This is a genomic window from Bradyrhizobium sp. SZCCHNRI3043 (assembly GCF_032377735.1).
GTDB lineage: Bacteria > Pseudomonadota > Alphaproteobacteria > Rhizobiales > Xanthobacteraceae > Bradyrhizobium.
Genome location: NZ_JAUHID010000003.1, coordinates 481,716 through 499,148 on the forward strand (window position 1 = coordinate 481,716; position 17,433 = coordinate 499,148).

The 17,433-nt window shown below is 65.3% G+C and carries 17 protein-coding genes; 11 read left to right on the forward strand and 6 right to left on the reverse strand.

The features are described from left to right. Positions 1 to 228: 228 nt before the first annotated feature. The gene (locus QX124_RS10995) at positions 229 to 477 is read left to right on the forward strand and encodes a hypothetical protein (RefSeq protein ID WP_315734896.1); all 249 of its coding nucleotides are present in this window, start codon (positions 229 to 231) and stop codon (positions 475 to 477) included. 51 nt (positions 478 to 528) lie between these two features. Beyond that, the gene (locus tag QX124_RS11000) at positions 529 to 2,595 is read left to right on the forward strand and encodes an acyltransferase family protein (RefSeq protein ID WP_315797148.1); all 2,067 of its coding nucleotides are present in this window, start codon (positions 529 to 531) and stop codon (positions 2,593 to 2,595) included. Between the two features lie 102 nt (positions 2,596 to 2,697). Here the strand turns inward: QX124_RS11000 and QX124_RS11005 are convergent, their stop codons facing one another. Then, entirely contained in the window at positions 2,698 to 3,066 is a 369-nt protein-coding gene (locus tag QX124_RS11005) for a hypothetical protein (RefSeq protein ID WP_315734898.1), read from the reverse strand. Here QX124_RS11005 and QX124_RS11010 point away from each other — a divergent pair. After that, positions 3,044 to 4,231 carry a TCR/Tet family MFS transporter gene (locus QX124_RS11010; protein WP_315734899.1) on the forward strand — a complete coding sequence of 396 codons (1,188 nt, stop codon included), beginning with the start codon at positions 3,044 to 3,046 and terminating at the stop codon, positions 4,229 to 4,231. The two genes, QX124_RS11005 and QX124_RS11010, sit on opposite strands and share 23 nt — an antisense overlap. 38 nt (positions 4,232 to 4,269) lie before the next feature. Beyond that, positions 4,270 to 4,485 carry a hypothetical protein gene (locus tag QX124_RS11015; RefSeq protein ID WP_315734900.1) on the forward strand — a complete coding sequence of 72 codons (216 nt, stop codon included), beginning with the start codon at positions 4,270 to 4,272 and terminating at the stop codon, positions 4,483 to 4,485. A gap of 31 nt (positions 4,486 to 4,516) precedes the next feature. On the opposite strand, the gene QX124_RS11020 is transcribed toward QX124_RS11015, so the two are convergent. Beyond that, positions 4,517 to 4,909, reverse strand: coding sequence for a hypothetical protein (locus QX124_RS11020; RefSeq protein WP_315734901.1), 393 nt, complete (start codon positions 4,907 to 4,909; stop codon positions 4,517 to 4,519). Positions 4,910 to 5,278: 369 nt separating this feature from the next. Here QX124_RS11020 and QX124_RS11025 point away from each other — a divergent pair, with 369 nt between their 5' ends. Next, a complete protein-coding gene (locus tag QX124_RS11025; RefSeq protein ID WP_315773672.1) occupies positions 5,279 to 5,494 on the forward strand; it encodes a hypothetical protein in 216 nt (71 codons plus the stop codon). Between the two features lie 216 nt (positions 5,495 to 5,710). Here the strand turns inward: QX124_RS11025 and QX124_RS11030 are convergent, their stop codons facing one another. Then, on the reverse strand, positions 5,711 to 6,949 hold the full coding sequence (locus QX124_RS11030; RefSeq protein ID WP_315797149.1) for an NF038122 family metalloprotease: 1,239 nt from the start codon (positions 6,947 to 6,949) through the stop codon (positions 5,711 to 5,713). A gap of 250 nt (positions 6,950 to 7,199) precedes the next feature. Here QX124_RS11030 and QX124_RS11035 point away from each other — a divergent pair, with 250 nt between their 5' ends. Further along, positions 7,200 to 8,150, forward strand: a complete 951-nt coding sequence (locus QX124_RS11035; RefSeq protein ID WP_315734904.1) for an aldo/keto reductase — start codon at positions 7,200 to 7,202, stop codon at positions 8,148 to 8,150. A gap of 292 nt (positions 8,151 to 8,442) precedes the next feature. Then, positions 8,443 to 9,606: a hypothetical protein gene (locus QX124_RS11040; RefSeq protein WP_315734905.1), complete on the forward strand. Its 1,164-nt coding sequence runs from the start codon at positions 8,443 to 8,445 to the stop codon at positions 9,604 to 9,606. A gap of 42 nt (positions 9,607 to 9,648) precedes the next feature. Here QX124_RS11040 and QX124_RS11045 read toward each other — a convergent pair whose 3' ends face one another. After that, positions 9,649 to 11,100 (reverse strand): HAMP domain-containing sensor histidine kinase, encoded by a 1,452-nt coding sequence (locus QX124_RS11045; RefSeq protein WP_315797150.1) that lies wholly within the window; start codon positions 11,098 to 11,100, stop codon positions 9,649 to 9,651. Positions 11,101 to 11,105: 5 nt separating this feature from the next. Then, a complete protein-coding gene (locus QX124_RS11050; RefSeq protein ID WP_315734907.1) occupies positions 11,106 to 11,777 on the reverse strand; it encodes a response regulator transcription factor in 672 nt (223 codons plus the stop codon). A 467-nt stretch (positions 11,778 to 12,244) separates the two neighbouring features. Between QX124_RS11050 and QX124_RS11055 the strand changes: the two genes are divergently transcribed. Continuing rightward, entirely contained in the window at positions 12,245 to 13,801 is a 1,557-nt protein-coding gene (locus QX124_RS11055; RefSeq protein ID WP_315797151.1) for a glycosyltransferase family 39 protein, read from the forward strand. Positions 13,802 to 13,902: 101 nt separating this feature from the next. Here the strand turns inward: QX124_RS11055 and QX124_RS11060 are convergent, their stop codons facing one another. After that, entirely contained in the window at positions 13,903 to 14,226 is a 324-nt protein-coding gene (locus QX124_RS11060) for a hypothetical protein (RefSeq protein WP_315797152.1), read from the reverse strand. A gap of 782 nt (positions 14,227 to 15,008) precedes the next feature. Between QX124_RS11060 and QX124_RS11065 the strand changes: the two genes are divergently transcribed. From QX124_RS11065 to QX124_RS11075, 3 genes are all read left to right on the forward strand, one after another. Beyond that, positions 15,009 to 15,833 (forward strand): NAD(+)--dinitrogen-reductase ADP-D-ribosyltransferase, encoded by an 825-nt coding sequence (locus tag QX124_RS11065; protein ID WP_315797153.1) that lies wholly within the window; start codon positions 15,009 to 15,011, stop codon positions 15,831 to 15,833. A gap of 12 nt (positions 15,834 to 15,845) precedes the next feature. After that, positions 15,846 to 16,724 carry an ADP-ribosyl-[dinitrogen reductase] hydrolase gene (draG, locus tag QX124_RS11070; protein WP_315797154.1) on the forward strand — a complete coding sequence of 293 codons (879 nt, stop codon included), beginning with the start codon at positions 15,846 to 15,848 and terminating at the stop codon, positions 16,722 to 16,724. A gap of 136 nt (positions 16,725 to 16,860) precedes the next feature. Beyond that, positions 16,861 to 17,373 (forward strand): cobaltochelatase CobT-related protein, encoded by a 513-nt coding sequence (locus QX124_RS11075; RefSeq protein WP_315797155.1) that lies wholly within the window; start codon positions 16,861 to 16,863, stop codon positions 17,371 to 17,373. Positions 17,374 to 17,433 lie beyond the last annotated feature (60 nt).

Sequence of the window (17,433 nt, forward strand, 5' to 3'; positions counted from 1 at the left end):
TCCCTGGGGACCGGGCTTGTCTTGCCCCCATCACCGGCGAGACGCGTCTCCGCTTCATCAACCGGCTTGACCTCAGCATCGGGAGGCCAGGACCACGCGACTTGACCGTACGCACCGGGTTCATTCGTCGGCCCGCTTGCGCAGAGCCCCGAACCCGACACGTCCAACGCTCCCCGCTGCTACGCTCCGTGACGATCGGCCGAAACGCCCCTCTTCATCGCGAGCGGGATGGCCGAGAGGATCGTCGCGATTTGCCCGACGATGCAAGCCGAACGACGTGCGACAAACTGGCTCGACGGGCAATTTGCGCATGATGGGGATGCGGGAATTGCCCGTCGGGCCGTCAGAGAACTGATGAGCACCGACAGGCCGACGTTCGCCACCGATGGCGACCGCCTCCTCACGACGCTCATTCATGATTGCGTTTGCCACGCGCTGTCCGCCATAATTGTACAACAGACATTTTCGCGAAATTGACTGCAGCCAAGACGATTAGAAGCCGAACGTTCTTTTGGGGAGAGAGCGCACATGCACGCGCCAGTGGCCGGCTCGAAACCGGTTCCCGTGGTCGGCACGGCCTACAGGCCGGATATCGACGGACTGAGAGCTGTCGCAGTCATGTCCGTCGTCGCCTTCCACGCCTTTCCGCATGTGCTTCGCGGCGGATTCATCGGAGTCGACATCTTCTTCGTCATATCCGGGTTCTTGATCACCTCGATCATCGTTGCGGATCTGGCGAACGGATCATTTCGTCTTCGGACCTTCTACGCGCGTCGCGTCAAGCGCATCTTCCCCGCCCTCATCGCGGTTCTTCTCGTCACCCTCCTGCTCGGATGCATTCTTCTTTACACCGACGAATACAAGGAGCTCGGCAAGCAAGTTGCGGCGAGCGCCGGATTTGCCGCGAACCTGCTGTTCTGGAAGGAGGCCAACTATTTCGACCTGGCCGCGGAAACGAAGCCGCTGCTTCACCTCTGGTCGCTGGGCATCGAAGAGCAATATTACATCCTCTGGCCGGTGCTGCTGTGGCTGTGCTGGCGGACAAGGAAGCGCGCCCTGCCGTACCTCGTGGGGCTGCTGCTCGTCGGGTCATTTCTGCTGAACATCAAAGCCATGGGCACCAGCCCGACCGAGGCCTTCTACTCCCCGCTTACGCGAGCATGGGAGCTGTTTGCAGGCGGCCTGCTGGCGATCGCGTCGTCCCCATACACCCGGCCGCTCTTAGGCGCTGTCCCTGACACGGGGCATCGATCACCCGTTTCCGATCGGCTCGCGGCGTCAGGAATGGTCCTATTGGCGGCGAGCCTGATCCTGATTTCGAGAAGTACTCCATTTCCCGGGTGGGCAGCCCTGCTGCCTGTCGCAGCGACCTGCATACTCGTCGGCGCCGGACCGTATAGCTGGGTCGCCCGACACGTTCTTTCGCATCCTTTCCTGGTCGGAATCGGGCTGATCAGCTACCCGCTTTATCTCTGGCATTGGCCTCTGCTCGTCCTTACTCGCGCCTGGATGCGCGAGGCGGGTTCCGCACCGCTTCGATCCGGCGTCATCGCGCTAAGCGCCGGTTTGGCCTGGATCACCTATCGATTTCTGGAACGTCCGATCCGGTTTGGGCAATCGCCCTTGCGGTCGGTCCCACTGCTCTGCGGTGCCTCGGCGACGCTCGCAGGAATCGGCGCCCTGACCATGACCTACGGCTGGACCTTCAAGCCGGGCGATCTGAACAGCTACGCAGCCTATTTCGACTCATTCCGCACGGGCGTGTCGCCGGCTCGGGAAGAGCTGGTGGAAATCAACCAGAACCAATGCAACTTCTACAACTTCGAGAGTGCGCTTCCCACGCGCGTCCCTCGGGACGGCATCAGCCCGGACTGCTACACCAGCCACTCTCGCAGAACGGTGCTGCTCTGGGGCGACTCTCATTCGGCGCATCTCTTCCACGGCTTACGGAAGACGCTTCCGTCCGATACATCCCTGCTGCTCGTTTATGCGTCGGGGTGCCGTCCACACCCAATCGATCTGACTCGACTGACGACCGACTACTGCGAGATGTCCAACTCCTTTGCGCTGTCGACAATCAAAAAGGTCGTTCCTGATGTCGTGGTCATCTCATTCAACAACTCCTTCGATACGGAGTACCTGCGCGAGGTATCTCGGGACATCAAACGGATCGGCGTGAAACGGGTGATCGTGCTCGGACTGGCGCCTCATTGGGAGCCGTTCCTCTTCAAGGTGGTCATGCAGCACTATTGGCAGTTCACACCGGCACGAATCTCGACGCACCTCGACCAGCATGCGCTTGGCATCGACAAGGCGTTTCGAAACGAGCTCCAGGCCAACGAACCGTTCGAGTACCAGAGCCTTTATGATTTCTTCTGCAATCGAGAAGGCTGCCTCATCTATCTCGATCGCAACCGGCGCGAGGGTCTCGTGAGCTTCGATAATGCGCACCTGCGACCGCTTGCGTCCCTCTACCTCGCCGAGCACCTGCTCACCCCGTTGATCCAACGCGACGTCCAGCCGAGGACGCGTGACGACGCGCAGCCGCATGGTGGCAGGACGGGGACTCTCGATGACCGGCCAGGAGTGCAGTGAAGATACGGCGCATTGCTGGGCGAATCACGAGACGTCCCGCGCAGCCCATCCACGTCCGCCTGCCATCGCCCGACCTGTCCGCTCAAACCGCCAGCGGCTTGTTCACCGTCTCGATGCGATCGAGAATCTTGCCGAGATCGCGCCTCGCGATCTGACGTCGTAGTCGGTCTGCAGATTGAGCCAGAGCTCCGGCGATGGATCGATGAATATGCATTGAATGCACCGATCGTCGTTCGGAAAAAGCGGCTTGCGCCGCCCGATCTCGGCGTGTAGACGGCGCCTGTCGCGAAAAGCGGTCGTTGCCTGCGGCCGAGTACAAGCCGTCCATCTGCCTTTTGGCATGGACCGGCCCAGCGTCTCCCACACATCGATCGCCTGACAGATCGTCAGGCTCCAGCGAGCGGTCGCGCGTGTTTGCGCCATCGGCTCGCGTGAACCGGAGCGCGCCATGACCAGGGCTGTTGCCGTCATCTATCTCACCATCGTGCTCGATGCCGTCGGCATTGGGCTGATCTTTCCGATCCTGCCGTCGCTGCTGCACGACGTGACCCACGCCGGCGACGTGGCGTTCCTTCTCGGCGTCATGACGGCGCTCTACGCCGCGATGCAGTTCATCTGCGCCCCGGTGCTGGGCTCGCTGAGCGATCGGCTCGGCCGGCGCCCGCTGCTGCTGGTCTCGCTGGCCGGCGCCATCGTCAACTACCTGTTCCTGGCCGCTGCACCCGATCTCTGGATGCTCCTGCTCGGCCGCGCCATCGCCGGCGTCACCAGCGCCAACGTCTCGGTGGCCACGGCCTACATCACCGACGTCTCGCGCGAGGACGAGCGGGCCCGCCGCTTCGGCCTTCTCAATGCGATGTTCGGCATGGGATTCATCATCGGGCCCGTGCTTGGCGGCGCGCTCGGCGACCATTGGCTGCGGCTGCCGTTCGTCGTGGCGGCGGCCTTGAACGGATGCAACGTCCTGCTGGCGTTGCTGATGCTGCCGGAATCGCGACCACCGGACCCTAGCAAGATCGAGATCGCAGTTCTGAACCCGCTGCGGCCACTGCGCTGGGTGTTCGCCGTCAAGAGCCTGCTTCCGGTCGTTCTCCTCTTCTTCCTGTTCAGCGCGACCGGCGAGGCCTATGGCGTCTGCTGGGCGCTGTGGGGCGGCGACACCTTCCACTGGAGCGGTCTTTGGATCGGCCTGTCGCTCGGCACCTTCGGGGTGTGCCAGATGCTGGCCCAAATATTCCTTCCCGGTCCGGCCGTGAGGTTGCTGACCGAGCGCGGCGCCATCCTGACCGGAGTGACCTGTGTCTGCACGGCCCTCACCGCCATGGCGTTCGCCAACCAGAGCTGGATGGTGTTTGGCGCCATGCCGCTGTTCGCGCTCGGCGGCATGGGCATGCCGGCCCTGCAGTCGATCGCCACCCGGCAGGTGGACGAGGATTTGCAGGGGCAACTCCAGGGCGTGCTCGCCTCCACGGTCAGCCTCGCATCGATCGTTGCGCCGCTCGGCTTCTCGAGTCTGTACTTCGTCGTCAGGGACGATTGGCCCGGGGCGATCTGGCTGTCGGTCGTCGCCATCTACGCGATCGCCGTTCCCATCGTTCTCACGCTGCGCCCAGCCAAGCCGGCGGCTGTGCCCTGATGTATCGGAACGATCGCCGTCGCCGTCCGTTGGACCCGATGCCTCAGATCGAACTTGTAAAGCCGCTCTCTCGCGCGATGCAGATCTATCGCCGCGTGGCCGGACACGATCTCGACCAGGGAACGCGACGCGCCCTCGCGCGGCATATCCGCGGGCTGGCCGAACAAGGCGTGCATGATCCCGGCCGGCTGACCGTCTGCGGCCTCAGCTATCTGCGCAAGCTCGACCGCCAACGCGGCCGCGAACGATCCTGATAACGATCCTGATCAAGGCACGCCGCCCGCGCTAGCAGCTCGAGTCCCCACCGGCCCAGCGATAGATGCGGCTGCTCAGGGGGCCTGCTCCCATCGGGTTGCTGACCTTGATGGTCACGCGGGATCCAGAGCCGGATTTTTCGATGCGCGCCGCGACGAAGTAGTTCATCCGGATCCCATAGCTGCCGGCGACCAGGCGAAACTCCGCGAAGCCGCGGTCGCGGTGCAGTTCGCCTTCGGCTTCGATCTGTCCCTGGGCCGGGTTGCCTGGACTGAAGACCGGGACGGGCGGATTGCAGCGCTTGCCGGTCTCGATCAAGCGGCGGTAGATTTCCTCGTAGCTTTCGGAAAAGCTTCTGCTATCGGCAACGTCGCGCGAATTCAGGCCCTCCGGCGACGTCGCACATCCACCGAGCAGCGCCATGGCAGCCGCCGTCAGCGCCGCACGCAAAGCGAACTTCATTCCCATGAACCGTCCCCCAGCGCCCAACGATCGCCTCGCCCCGAGTGATCACCGTCGTCTTCACGCTACCTGAAGGATACGCGAGTTCCCGTGAACCATGCAATATGCGACGCGTCCAGACTTGGTGCTTTTGCCCCGGAGATGTCTTGACATGGCGGTCGGAGACTGAGGTTGAGGTCAACCCGCCAGCAGCGATCGTCGTCTATCGGTAGGAGCCGAACGCGGGGACCATCCGCATCGTTTGCGCGTGAGCGAAATCAGCGGCGCACCAGTTGGCTCCGATGATGGGCCGGCATTCGGAACGATCGCCGCCGGCTTCCGTTGACTTCGATGCCTCGGATCGAACTTGCCAAGCCGCTCTCGCGAGCGATGCAGATCTATCGCCGCATGGCCAGACACGATCTGGACCAGGCGACGCGGCGCGCGCCGGCGCGGCACATGCGCGGGATGGCCGATCAGGGCGTGGATGATCCCGGCCGGCTGACCGTCTGCGGTTTGAGCTATTTGCGTCAACTCAACCGACAACGCGACCGCGAGCGATCCTGACCTGTCGCGTCGGACACATGGCGATTGATCGTGAGCGGACCGCACCTCCGATCCGCCCGATCGCTTGGCTACATCACGCCTTTCAGTTCAGGCGAGTGTGACGGAGATGGCCGGGGCAAGCCCGGCCATGACGACGATGAAATGGCGGGCATGACCTAGATCGACTACGCGATGACCTTCTCGCGCCCAATCAATCCTCTGCTGGTAGCGACCGCCTCAGTTCGCACTGATCGCGTGCAGATGCATCGCGAGCATCATCGGATCGTGGTGCGGCTCGGCGGAATAGGACGCATAGGCCGTTGCGTGGTCATGGTTCGCGCCGGCATCGGTGCCATTCAGCGCAGCAGCATCGGCCTGGGCATTCGCCAGCACCTGCGCGGCGCCGGCGGCATCGCCCAGCTTGGTGAGGCTGGCGGCCGTCTCGGCGGCCACGGTGGAGGCGATCGCGACGGCCTGCTGCGGCGTCTGCACCGGTGCGGCGACCCCGGCGGCGTGCGGGATCTGGGCGAGCAGCGCCTGCGTGTCGGGGGTCGCGATATTGTAGCCGAGCGTCTCCAGCACCACGAGATCGATCGGCGACAGCGTCTGCGACGTGGTCGGATTGTAGAACTCGTTCAAGGGATCGCGGGCGCCCTGGATGCCGGTGTTGAGGAAGTCGGCCGGGTCCGACATCTGGCCGTAATCGGCGATCTTGGTGAGCCCGCCGTCGAGCGAGAAATACGCGGGAGGCGCCGAGCTGATGCTGTTGTTGATCAGATGCTGTCCCGGCTTGGTGAAGTCGAACAGGTCGAAGATGTCGAGATTGCCCGGCGACGGCACGCGTCCCAGCGCATGCGACAGCTCGTGCAGTGCGACGCCGACCAGCGACTGCGTCGGGATGTCGGTGTTGAAGACGGCGAAGCCGTCCTCCGTCGTCGTGCTGTTTGGATCGATGAGCCCGAGCACCTTGGCCTGGGCGTTGGCGACGAACACCTGGGAATGGCCCTGCACTGCCCGCCCCGTCGGCAGGTTGTCGAACACCGTGTCGCCAGCCGCCGCGTGGTCCTGCAGATCGGTTCGGAGCTGCGCGTAGCTGGCGAGGACGCCATTGGAGACATTGGCGCCGGCGCCGCCGCCGGTGCCGGCGAAATCGATCGCGAGGTTGACCGTGGCCTGATCGGTGATCGCCGAGGACAGAATCGCCGCAGCCTGCTCGACGCCGGCGCGGAAGCTTTCGGGCGCGGCAGCAGCGGCGGCATCGAAGGTGAGGTTGAAGGTGAGACCGCCGGTGTGAACCGAGACGGTCTCGGAGCCGTCGGCATGCACCACCGGATCCGACACCGCGCCGGGCGGCAGCACGACCGGCGGGGCGGCCGCAGCCATATTGGTCGTCGTGTTCTTCGCCGCCGCGGCCGGATCGGGCATCATGAGGCCATCTGAGCTCAGCCCGAGCTGGTCATAGGTCAGCGTGTTCATCAGACGGACTCCTCACTCATGGCCTCGCGTCTCCAGCTGCGAGGCGTTCGCAGGCCGCAACCATCGTCGGCAAGTGAGTGAAAAGTCTGACGCTGCCGGAACCTCTTCGGGGCAGCCGCGCCACGGTTTGGATGCGGCCGGGCGGGCCCGCCATGCTCCTGCCGCGCTGGTCTCGCGCGACGAATGACGGCAATCTGCGGCAGGCGTCCGCGATGGATGCAGCCAACATCATTCAGATCGAGAGCCTCCCATGAAGATGCGCCCGCTCGGCCGTTCCGGCCTCAACGTTCCGCCCCTCTGCTTCGGCTGCAACGTGTTCGGCTGGACGGTGGACGAGGCGGCCTCGTTCCGCCTGCTCGACAAGGTGCTGGAGTCCGGGATCAACTTCCTCGACACGGCGGACGTCTATTCGCGCTGGGTGCCCGGCCACAGCGGCGGCGAGTCCGAGACCATCATCGGCAAGTGGATGAAGCTGCGCGGCAACCGCGATCGCATCATCCTCGCCACCAAGGTCGGCATGGACATGGGTGACGGCAAGGTCGGGCTGAAGGCCGACTACATCGCGCGCGCGGTGGAGGACAGCCTGCGCCGGCTGCAGACCGACGTGATCGATCTCTATCAGTCGCACAAGGACGACGAGACGACGCCGCAGGAGGAGACGCTGGCGGCCTATGACAGGCTGATCAAGGCCGGCAAGGTGCGCGTGATCGGCGCCTCGAACTTCTCGGCAGAGCGGCTGCAGGCCGCGCTCGAGCTGGCGGCGAAGAGCGGCTTGCCGCGCTATGAGAGCCTGCAGCCGGAATACAGCCTCGCCGAGCGCGCATCCTACGAAGGCGCGCTGCAACGCGTCTGCGAGAGCTACGGCGTCGGCGTCATCACCTTCTTCTCGCTGGCCGCCGGCTTCCTCACCGGCAAGTATCGCTCGGAGGCCGATTTCGGCAAGAGCCCGCGCGGACAGCGCGGCATCCCGAAATACATGAACGAGCGCGGCATGCGCATCCTCGCCGCGCTGGACGCGGTCGCAAGGGAGACCGGAGCGCAACAGGCCTCGATCGCGCTGGCGTGGCTGCTGGCGAAGCCGTCGGTGACGGCGCCGATCGCCAGCGCCACCAGGCCCGAGCACGTCGACACCCTGGTGGCGGCGACGCAGCTCGCGCTGACTGCGGATCAGGTCGCGCGGCTCGACGCGGCCAGCGCGTGAGCGCCGGCGCGCGGCGCCATCATTCAGCGCCGAGCATGCGACGTTTCGACACGCACGCAGTGCGATCGTTCTCCACCGAACACGGCCTGTGATCGAGGATTCGGCGCGCTCAGCGCCGGTCCTTGATCGCGACACTTGATCACGCTGCTCCTGCACCGCATTTTCAGCACAGCCGTGAAGCAGGCCGGGCGACTTTGCAGCATCTCGCGGATCGCCACCTCACGGCCAAACTTCGGCCGGGATCGAACTGCTAAGTCCACTGTCAAGTTAGAATGTATCGAGGAAGCGTTCGGTGAATCGTGTCGCGCGCGTAGCTGTTGGCGCATTCGTATTTGCATGTGTTCTGTCATCCCTCGTGGCGCTGGCTGGCAGCGCCCGAGCGCAGCAATTGCCGCCGCGCCCGCCGACCGGCGGCGCCGTCGGTACGCTGCCGGACCGCGAGGCGCTGAACTCCGGCACCGTCACCGTGATCACCGCGCCGATCGGCGGGCCGATGTCGGTCATGGGCTCCGACATGGCCGCAGTGCTCGACGAGGGCGAGAGCCTGCGTGTGCTGCCGATCCTCGGCAGGGGCTCGGCGCAGAACCTCATCGACATCATCATGTTGAAGAACATCGACATGGGCTTCGTCACCACCGACGCGCTGGAATTCGTGAAGACGGAATACAACATTCCAGACATTGCGCAGCGCGTGCGCTACATCGCGCAGCTCTTCCACAACGACGTCCACATCGTCGCGCGGCGCGAGATCCGCTCGCTGGAGGATCTCAATGGACGGCGGGTGTTCGCCGAGCGCTCGATCGGCCTGCCGGCGGCGCGCACGATCTTCCGCCGGCTCGGCATCCGCGCCGACATCGACTCCCAGACTGATCCGACCGGCGGGCTGCAGAAGCTGATCGACGGCCAGGGCGATGCCTGGATCGCCTCGGTGTCGAAGGACGCGCCGATCATCAAGGGCATCAAGAACGAGGGCGGCCGGCTGCATCTCCTGACGATCCCCTATGACCACGCGCTGCAGGACATCTATCTGCCGTCGTCGTTCTCGTCCGAGGAATATCCGAACCTGGTGCCGCCCGGCACCAAGGTCGAGACCGTCGCCGCCTCGACCGTGCTGATGGTCTACAATTGGCCGGAGAACAGCGAGCGCTATCGCCGCACGGCGCGGTTCGTCGACGCGCTGTTCGGCAAGATCCAGGTGCTGCAATCGCCGCCGCGGCATCCGAAATGGCGCGACACCGTGCTGTCGGCGCCGGTGCAGGGCCTGGTCCGCTTCAAGGCGGCGCAGGAATGGCTCGACGGCGCCCGCACGATGCAGTCGCCGGGCCAGGATGCCAACCCGGCCGAATTCCGCAAGTTTCTCGACGAGCGCAAGGCGCAGGCGCGGATGTCGCCGGACGAGGCCGCGAGACTCTACAGCGACTTCCTGAAGTGGCAGCGGAGCAGGGAGCCGCGCTGAGCGCGGGCCGCGCGAGGCTCGCGAGGTCGGGCCGCGGAATCGTTAAACGGAGCGCGACAGCGGCGCGGCCTTCTCGGCTGTGCGGCGGACCGCCGGGATTGCCGCCTCGGCCGCCGCCGGTGCACCGCCCGGCTGAGGCGCGGCAGGCGCGAAGCTGAGCTCGACCGTGGTGCCGCCACCTGGCGTCTCACGCAACGCCACGCGGCCGTGATGCGTCGCCATGACCTGCGACACGATCGAGAGCCCGAGCCCCATGCCATCGCCATGGGCGCGGCCGCGCTCGAACGGCTGCAGCAGGCGCTCGGGCTGATCGGCCTGCAGGCCGGGCCCCGAATCGATCACGCTCAGGCGCGCCGACGCGTCGACCTCGACGAGAATCGGACCGCCGGCGCCGGCATGCATGACGGCGTTCCTGATCAGGTTGGAGAGCGCGACCGCCAACGCGGGCTCCGAGCCGAGGATCGAGACCGGCGCATCGCATCCGGCGAAGCCGATCTCGAGGCCGGCCTTCAGCGCCATCGGCACATGCTCGGCCGTGACGCGCCGGGCCAGCGCCACCAGATCGATCTCGGTCAGCTCGACCGGCTCCATCGAAATGCGCGCCAGTTGCAGCAGCATGGTGACGATCGACGACAGCTTCTGGTTCTCGCCGACGAGACGTGCCCGCAAGCCAGCATCCGGGATTGCCTCGAGCATGGTCCGCGCATTGGTCAGCGGCGTCCGCAGCTCATGCGCCGCGTTGGACAGGAAGTTGCGCTGCGCCTCCGCGGCATGATCGATGCGCGACAGGGCGCGATTGAACGCGGTGACCAGCGGCAGCAATTCCGCCGGCGCGTCCCGCTCGGGCAGCCGTCGGCCGTCCGGCACGCCGTCGATCATCTCGGCCGCGCGCGCCACCGCACGAACCGGGCGCGCGATCAGCGTCGGCACGAACACCAGGGCCGCGAATACCGTCACGACCAGCACCAGGATGATTGGAAGCGCAACGACCGTCGCGTCGGTCAGCGTGCCCAGCATCAGCTGCGTCGACGTATAGGCGACGCCGCCGGTCTCGATCCAGACCTCACCGACCGGCGTATTCCGAACGGCCGTCATGCGTTTGAAATTCCGCGTCTCGCCATCGATCGCATAGGCCAGAAAGCTGGTGCCGTCCTGCGACGACGGAGGCTTGTGCGGACGCCATTTCGGAATCGGCCCGTAGCTGACCTCGCCGCTCTTGTCGGAGACGACATACCAGAATGTCGGGAAATCCTGGATGATCTTGTCGAGACGCGACGTCTGCTTGATGAGCAGGTGGCCGCCGGCATCGCGGGATACGGCCTCCTTCAGCGCATCGGCGACGTCGGCGGCGCCCCATGTGCCGTCATCGTCGCCGCCGAACCGGATCAGCAGGGCGGCCGCGCAGATCAGCATGATGGTGGTGACCACCCCGATCAACGTCGCCGAGAGCAACGTGATCGAGCGGCGGATACGGCTGAGCTTCTGCCACCTCACCTGCGTCACTCGCCGCTGAGGAGATAGCCGAGGCCGCGCACCGGCCTGATGGCGGCCTTGCAATTGGCCTCGCGCAGCCGGCGGCGCAACCGCGAGACGTGGGCCTCGATGGCATTCGACTGGATCTCGTCCTCAAAGCCGTAGGCCGCGGCTTCGAGCGTCTCGCGCAGGACCACCCGCCCGCTGCGGCGGACCAGCGCCTCAAGGATTGCCAGCTCGCGCCGCGGCACCACGATGGGCACGTCCTCGACGCAGACGGCGCGATTGACGATGTCGTAGCTCAGATTGGCGATGGAGACCGTCGCGCCGCGGTCGAGAAACAGCCGGCGCAGCACCGCCCTCGCCCGTGCCACCAGCTCGATCGGCTCGAACGGCTTGGCGACGTAGTCGTCGGCGCCTTCGTCGAGCGCACGCGCGATGTCGGCGGGGTCATCGAGCGCGGTCAGCACGACCGTCGCCGGGCTCGGCTTCTGCTGCCGCAGATCCGGCAACAGCGCCAGCCCGTCGCCGTCCGGGAGGCCGCGGTCGATCACCACGAGCTCAAAATTGCGCACGGCGATCGCCGCACGCCCTTCGTCGAGCGTCGTGACGATGTCCGACGAGCCGAACGCCGTCGCGAGCGCATCCCGCAGCCAGATCCCCAGCTGGGGGTCATCCTCAACGACCAGAACGCGCACGCGATTCTCCCGCATCATCGACAATCGGCTGTTCCTATCATTACGGAGGGATTATAATAGGACTACGTCGGCGGTGTTCTGATACTTTTGTTTGATCGCGCAAGCGAAGTTGACTCGTTCTGCCAGCGCCGATCGCGCGCAGCTCATATACTCCACGCTGCTGGCGGGCACTGGCCCTATCGCGACATCTCCGATTGCAAGCTGAACCGCTTCTCGGCTGGCGCGATTGCGGTCGTATGACGTGCCCCGCCGCGATGATCCGTTTTTCCATCGGCCGGCAAGCCGGCGACGTCAGCCTTTCGTAATCGTCTTGGCCGAGACTGGCGCACTCAAACAAACGCCGAGGATTCGCTCGCATGGAGCCTGCCGCATGATCGACCGGACATACCGGACGATCCGCCATCCTTTATCGGCGGGGCCGCCGATCGCGCGTCCCATCCGTCGCCTCATCATTGATCAACATCGACATGTTCCATGAGTTTGCGTTCTCGACCGTCGCCGAACGGTCGGACAGCCATCCGGCGGCCTGGCGCATTCCATTCCTGCGCTGGCTGGACGGCATCGAGGCCGGCTGGGCGGTGCCGCTGCTGCTGACGTGCTTCGTGGCCGTGTGGACGGCCTATCTCTCGATCGCCTATGCCGGTGCCGGCCTGCATCCCGACGTTCTCGAGACCTGGACATTCGGACGGCAGTTCGCCTGGGGCTACGACAAGCATCCGCCGCTGATGGGCTGGATCGCCGGCGCCTGGACCGCCGTCTTCCCTCTCTCCGACTGGTCATTCCACCTGATGGCGATGACCAATGCGGCGCTGGCGCTGTGGTGCGTCGATCTCGTCTCGCGCCGTTTCGTCACTGGGGACAAGCGGGTGATCGTGCTGCTGCTGCTGATGCTGACGCCGGCCTATCAGTTTCACGCACAGCGCTTCAACGCCAACTCGGTGCAGCTCGCGACGTGGCCGCTCGCCACCTACTGCTTCCTGCGCGCGTTCGAAACGCGAACGCTGCCCTGGGCGGCGGCCGCCGGCCTGACGGCCGCGCTCGCGCTGCTCGGCAAGTACTACTCGATCTTTCTGGTGATGAGCTTCGCATTCGCCGCCATGGCGCATCCGCAGCGACGCGCCTACTTCACATCGGCATCGCCGTGGATCTCCGGCGTCGTGGGCCTCGCCGCGCTGTCGATGCATCTCGACTGGCTCGTCGCCAACGATGCGGCCCCCATTCAGTACGCGCTGCTGCACGCCAGGTCCAACCTGTCTACGTCGTTACGGGATTCCCTGTTCTTCCTGCTGGGGCTCGCGGCCGCGATGGCCGTGCCGGCCGCGACCTGGCTGATCGTCGCCGGCGCCAGGATCAGGTCTTTCTCCACGGAGATGGCCACGCTGAACGACGGCCTCCGGCTGTTGTCATATATCGCCATCGGCACGCTCGGCCTGCCCGTCATCAACGCGCTGGTCATGGGCACCGACCTGCCGTCGCTATGGGCGCTGCAGGGACTGTTCTTGTTCGTCGTGGTCGTCGTCTGCGCCACCAGCTATCCGATCGCGCGCTTTCATACCGTCAACATCGCGGTGCTGACGGCCGGGATCGCCGTCCTGGCTGCGATCGTTGCGGCGCCGCTCCACGCCTTCTATCGCAACAAGCACGGCTATGAGGAAGGTCGTACCTTCTACCAGCAGACCGCGCGGGAAGCGACGCGACAATGGCGGGAGTTGACGGGGAAGCCGCTCGAGCATGTCGGCGGCACCGAGAGCCTTGCGCTCGCAACCACCTTCTACAGTGCCGATCATCCCGCTTACGGTCTGCCCACCACAGCCCACCAGACCGGTGCGGACTCTGGCAGCGGAGGCTGGATTTCGCTGTGCTTCCGCGACCAGGCGGATTGCATCGCCGCCGCGGAAGCGGCGGCCGCCGGATCCGGCAACTACGTCAAGCGCGAGTTCGCGGTGCAGGCCCGGCTGCTCGGCTGGACAGGATGCACACGAACGGTGGTGGCATTCCTGGTGACACGGCCGAAGGAACCATAGGTCGAGGCAACGCTGGACGCGGCAGCCTCGTCAGCGGATCCGAACATTCGGATCAAGGACAAGGTCCCGCGTCGGCGGGACCTTGCGCTTGGGCGGCGGTCTCAGTCGTTGTCCCAGGATCCGTCGGAATAGCCGTCCCGGTAGCCGGACACATAGCCGTCGCCATAGTTGCCGTATTCCGCGTCGTACTCATAGACGCGGTGACGACGATAGACGACCCGCGGCGGCGGATAATCCTCGTAGCTGTAGACATAGGTGGGCGCGGAACGGGCGGTTGCCGCAGACCCGATCAGGGCTCCGACCGCCAGACCTCCGACGACGCCGGCCGCCACCGCCGCTCCGCGGTTGCCACCGGCATTGGCCGGCGTCGCGATCGTGCCTGCGATGGTCGAGGCCACGATCATAAGCGCGCAAATTCGTTTCATTGGGTTCTCCTTGCGATCAGCTCAGCCGTCGCTGCGGGAGACTCGCGGCCGCGGCTTACCGTATCATTACAGACGCAAGACGATGCGACCAACATGTGAGCGCGAGTGTCACCACGAGGTCCATCATGGCAGGCCGTTCGGACGTGTGGGGCTGGGACACAAACCGAACGGCCCGCTCACTGGACTCCGACGACGTTCGAAGCCATGCGGCGCCAGATCATGATGGAAGGTGCCGCAGGTGGGACGGAGCCGACCTGATTCAGGCCGGGCTTTCGGGTCTGCGGCGGCGCTCCAATGTCCTTCCGATCGAACACCACATCGAGAGACGGCGAGCCATGGCTCATCGTGACACGCTGTCGATGGCGAAACCGATGTGATGCCGCTCGTAAGGACGCATTGAAGCTAGCGTCACGGCCTTACCGCAGCATTACAGTGGACGCAGATGACGCGGGCATCTCACCAGTGTACGGCCGGGAAGAATTCAACGCGATCGTGCTGATTGCCCTCCGTGCTGACACACTGCGCGCGATCGAGCAGCCGGTTTCGAATAGATCGAAGACAACGCTCTCGGCAGGCGCGCTCGATGCACTTCACAGACGAACCGCTCCGACAGCGCAACAGCGACGCAGTTGCCTGCTGGCGATTTCGAAGGCGCCAAGCGGCGGGGTTGCGGTGGTCACGGTAGCACCGGCTGGGGCGGTTGCAGCTGACAATCAGAAGCTCTGCGCCATGTCAGTGCCGACGGCTTCCCTTACACTGCGCGACCCGGCATCATGCCGATCATGAACGACGCAGCACAGCGCGCCCGCCGCGGCATCGGCCATTCGACCAACCTCGTGGGGCGTCCTTCCGAGTGGCTGGCGAGCGCTGCCTTCAACGAGGCGGCGGTGCCGCTGCACATCTGGGGCGTCACTGAGATGAACCCCAGCCTGTTCACGATGCTCGATCAGGCCGAACATCTCGCCGAAGCCGGCGAAGCCTTCACCACCTACATGATGGCGATGTTCGGCCTCGATCCCGAGCAACGCGCCGCGACGTCCGGCGGCCAGCGGCGTTTCCGCTCGTCCTTCCTGCGGCTGATCCAGGGCTGGGGCTTCGACAGCAACGGCCCGGAAGGCGCCGTGCTCAAGGGCTGGGTCGAGAGCCGGTTCGGCCTCGGCCCATCGTTCCACAAGGAGGCTATCGAAGCCGTGGCAAGCCGGGCCTGGACGACCTATGTCGAGGAGAAGATGTCGAGCCGCTTCCACAACAATGCGATCTGGGTGCAGCTCGATCTGCTGTTCGAATTCTGCCAATGGGCCATGCGCCGCTTCACCTTCCCCGACCAGACGCATCTGACGCTGCATCGCGGCGTCAATTCGTTCGACGAGCATTGGATCGTGGAGCGAACGACGCGGCGCGAGGCGGTGGTCCGGCTCAACAATCTCGTCTCGTTCTCCTCCGACCGCGACACCGCCGGCTGCTTCGGCGACATGATCCTCACCGCGCACGTCCCCGTCAGCAAGATCGTGTTCTTCAACGGCCTGCTGTCATCACATGCGCTGAAGGGCGAAGGCGAATACCTCGTGATCGGCGGCGACTACCGCGTGAGCGTCGACTATGTGTGAGCGGATCGCAGCATGACCGCACTCGATGTCGAGGAACGCGCGCTCGCGGCCTATCTCGGCTTTGCCATCGGCGACGCGCTCGGCGCCACCGTCGAGTTCATGACCCGAGACGAGATCGCCGCGCAATATGGCGTGCATCGCGACATCATCGGCGGCGGCTGGCTGAAGCTGAAGCCGGGCGAGGTCACCGACGACACCGAGATGTCGCTGGCGCTGGGACGCTCGCTGATCCGCAATGGCGGCTTCGACGCACGCGACGTCTGCGAGGAGTTCGCGGCATGGCTTCGGACCGGGCCGGCCGATGTCGGCAACACCTGCCGCCGCGGCATCCGCCGTTACGTCATGCGCGGCACGGTCGAAGGTGTCTACGCCGAAGGCGACGCCGGCAATGGCGCGGCGATGCGCGTACTGCCAGTGGCGCTCGCGACGCTCGAGGCACCGGACAACGCCGAGACGTGGACGCTGGCGCAGGCGCGCGCCACGCACCATCATCCGTTGTCGGACGACGCCTGCGTTGCGCTGGTGCGCATGACTCATGCCTTGCTGCAGGGTGAGGGCCAGGACGCCGTCCGCCGCGAAGCCGAAGCTCTGATCGGCAAGCACCGCGCCTTCAGCTTCGTCCCCTACCCCGGACAGAGCTCGGCCTTCATCGTCGACACCATGCAGACCGTGCTGCACCACTATCTCGCCATCGACTCGTTCACAGAATGCCTGGTGCAGACCGTCAACCAGGGCGGCGACGCCGACACGACGGGCGCTCTCGCGGGCATGCTGGCCGGCGCCACCTATGGGCTGGCGGCCATCCCTGCGCGCTGGCGCGACAGGCTCGACCGCGACGTGACGGCGGACATTGAGGTGCAGGTGCCGCGGCTGCTGGCGATTGGCTCCTGACCCTTGGGTTGCGGCGCGCGGACAACCGCATTTTTCTGAAAATCGTTCTGGCCCCCGTGATATCCGGGGTTGCGGAAGCCGTAGGCAGCAAGGGCGATCAACGCGAAGGCCAAGGTTCTGAGTGCTGGGGGATAGCTTGTTTTGGCGTGACGTTTTCCTGACGGCGATCGTTGCGCTGGTGGCGTTGAGTTTTGTGTCTTCGCTTCGCAAGGCCCGCCGCCGGCCGGTGAAATTCGATCCAAATCGACCCTACCGAATCTACACGCGAGACTTCGACGTGGAGATCGACGCCGACAACGTTGACTCTTTCCTGGCGACGCTCTCCGAGGATGAACGGCGCTGGGCCCAGCGTTTCCCGGCAACTGACCCTGCATCGCTGTACGCGCTCGAACGGGGGCTCGCCCGGAGGCGATCAGCGGGCAAGCCAGTCCGAACCGATGCCGACAACACGGTCGTGGCGCTGCTGATCGACCATTCCGGCTCGATGCGCGGACAGCCGATGTTGTCGGCGGCCCGGGCGGCGTTGGCCGCCTCCGACCTGCTGAGCGGCTTCGGCACAAAGCATGAGGTGCTCGGCTTCACCACAGCGCGGTGGAAAGGCGGGGCGGGCTCAAGCGGTGGTCGCAACACCAAGTGTTTTCATTCGTGACAGCAGCTCGTCAAGCGCCTCTGCTGGAGTTTTCCATCCTAGCGTCTTTCTCGGTCGGGA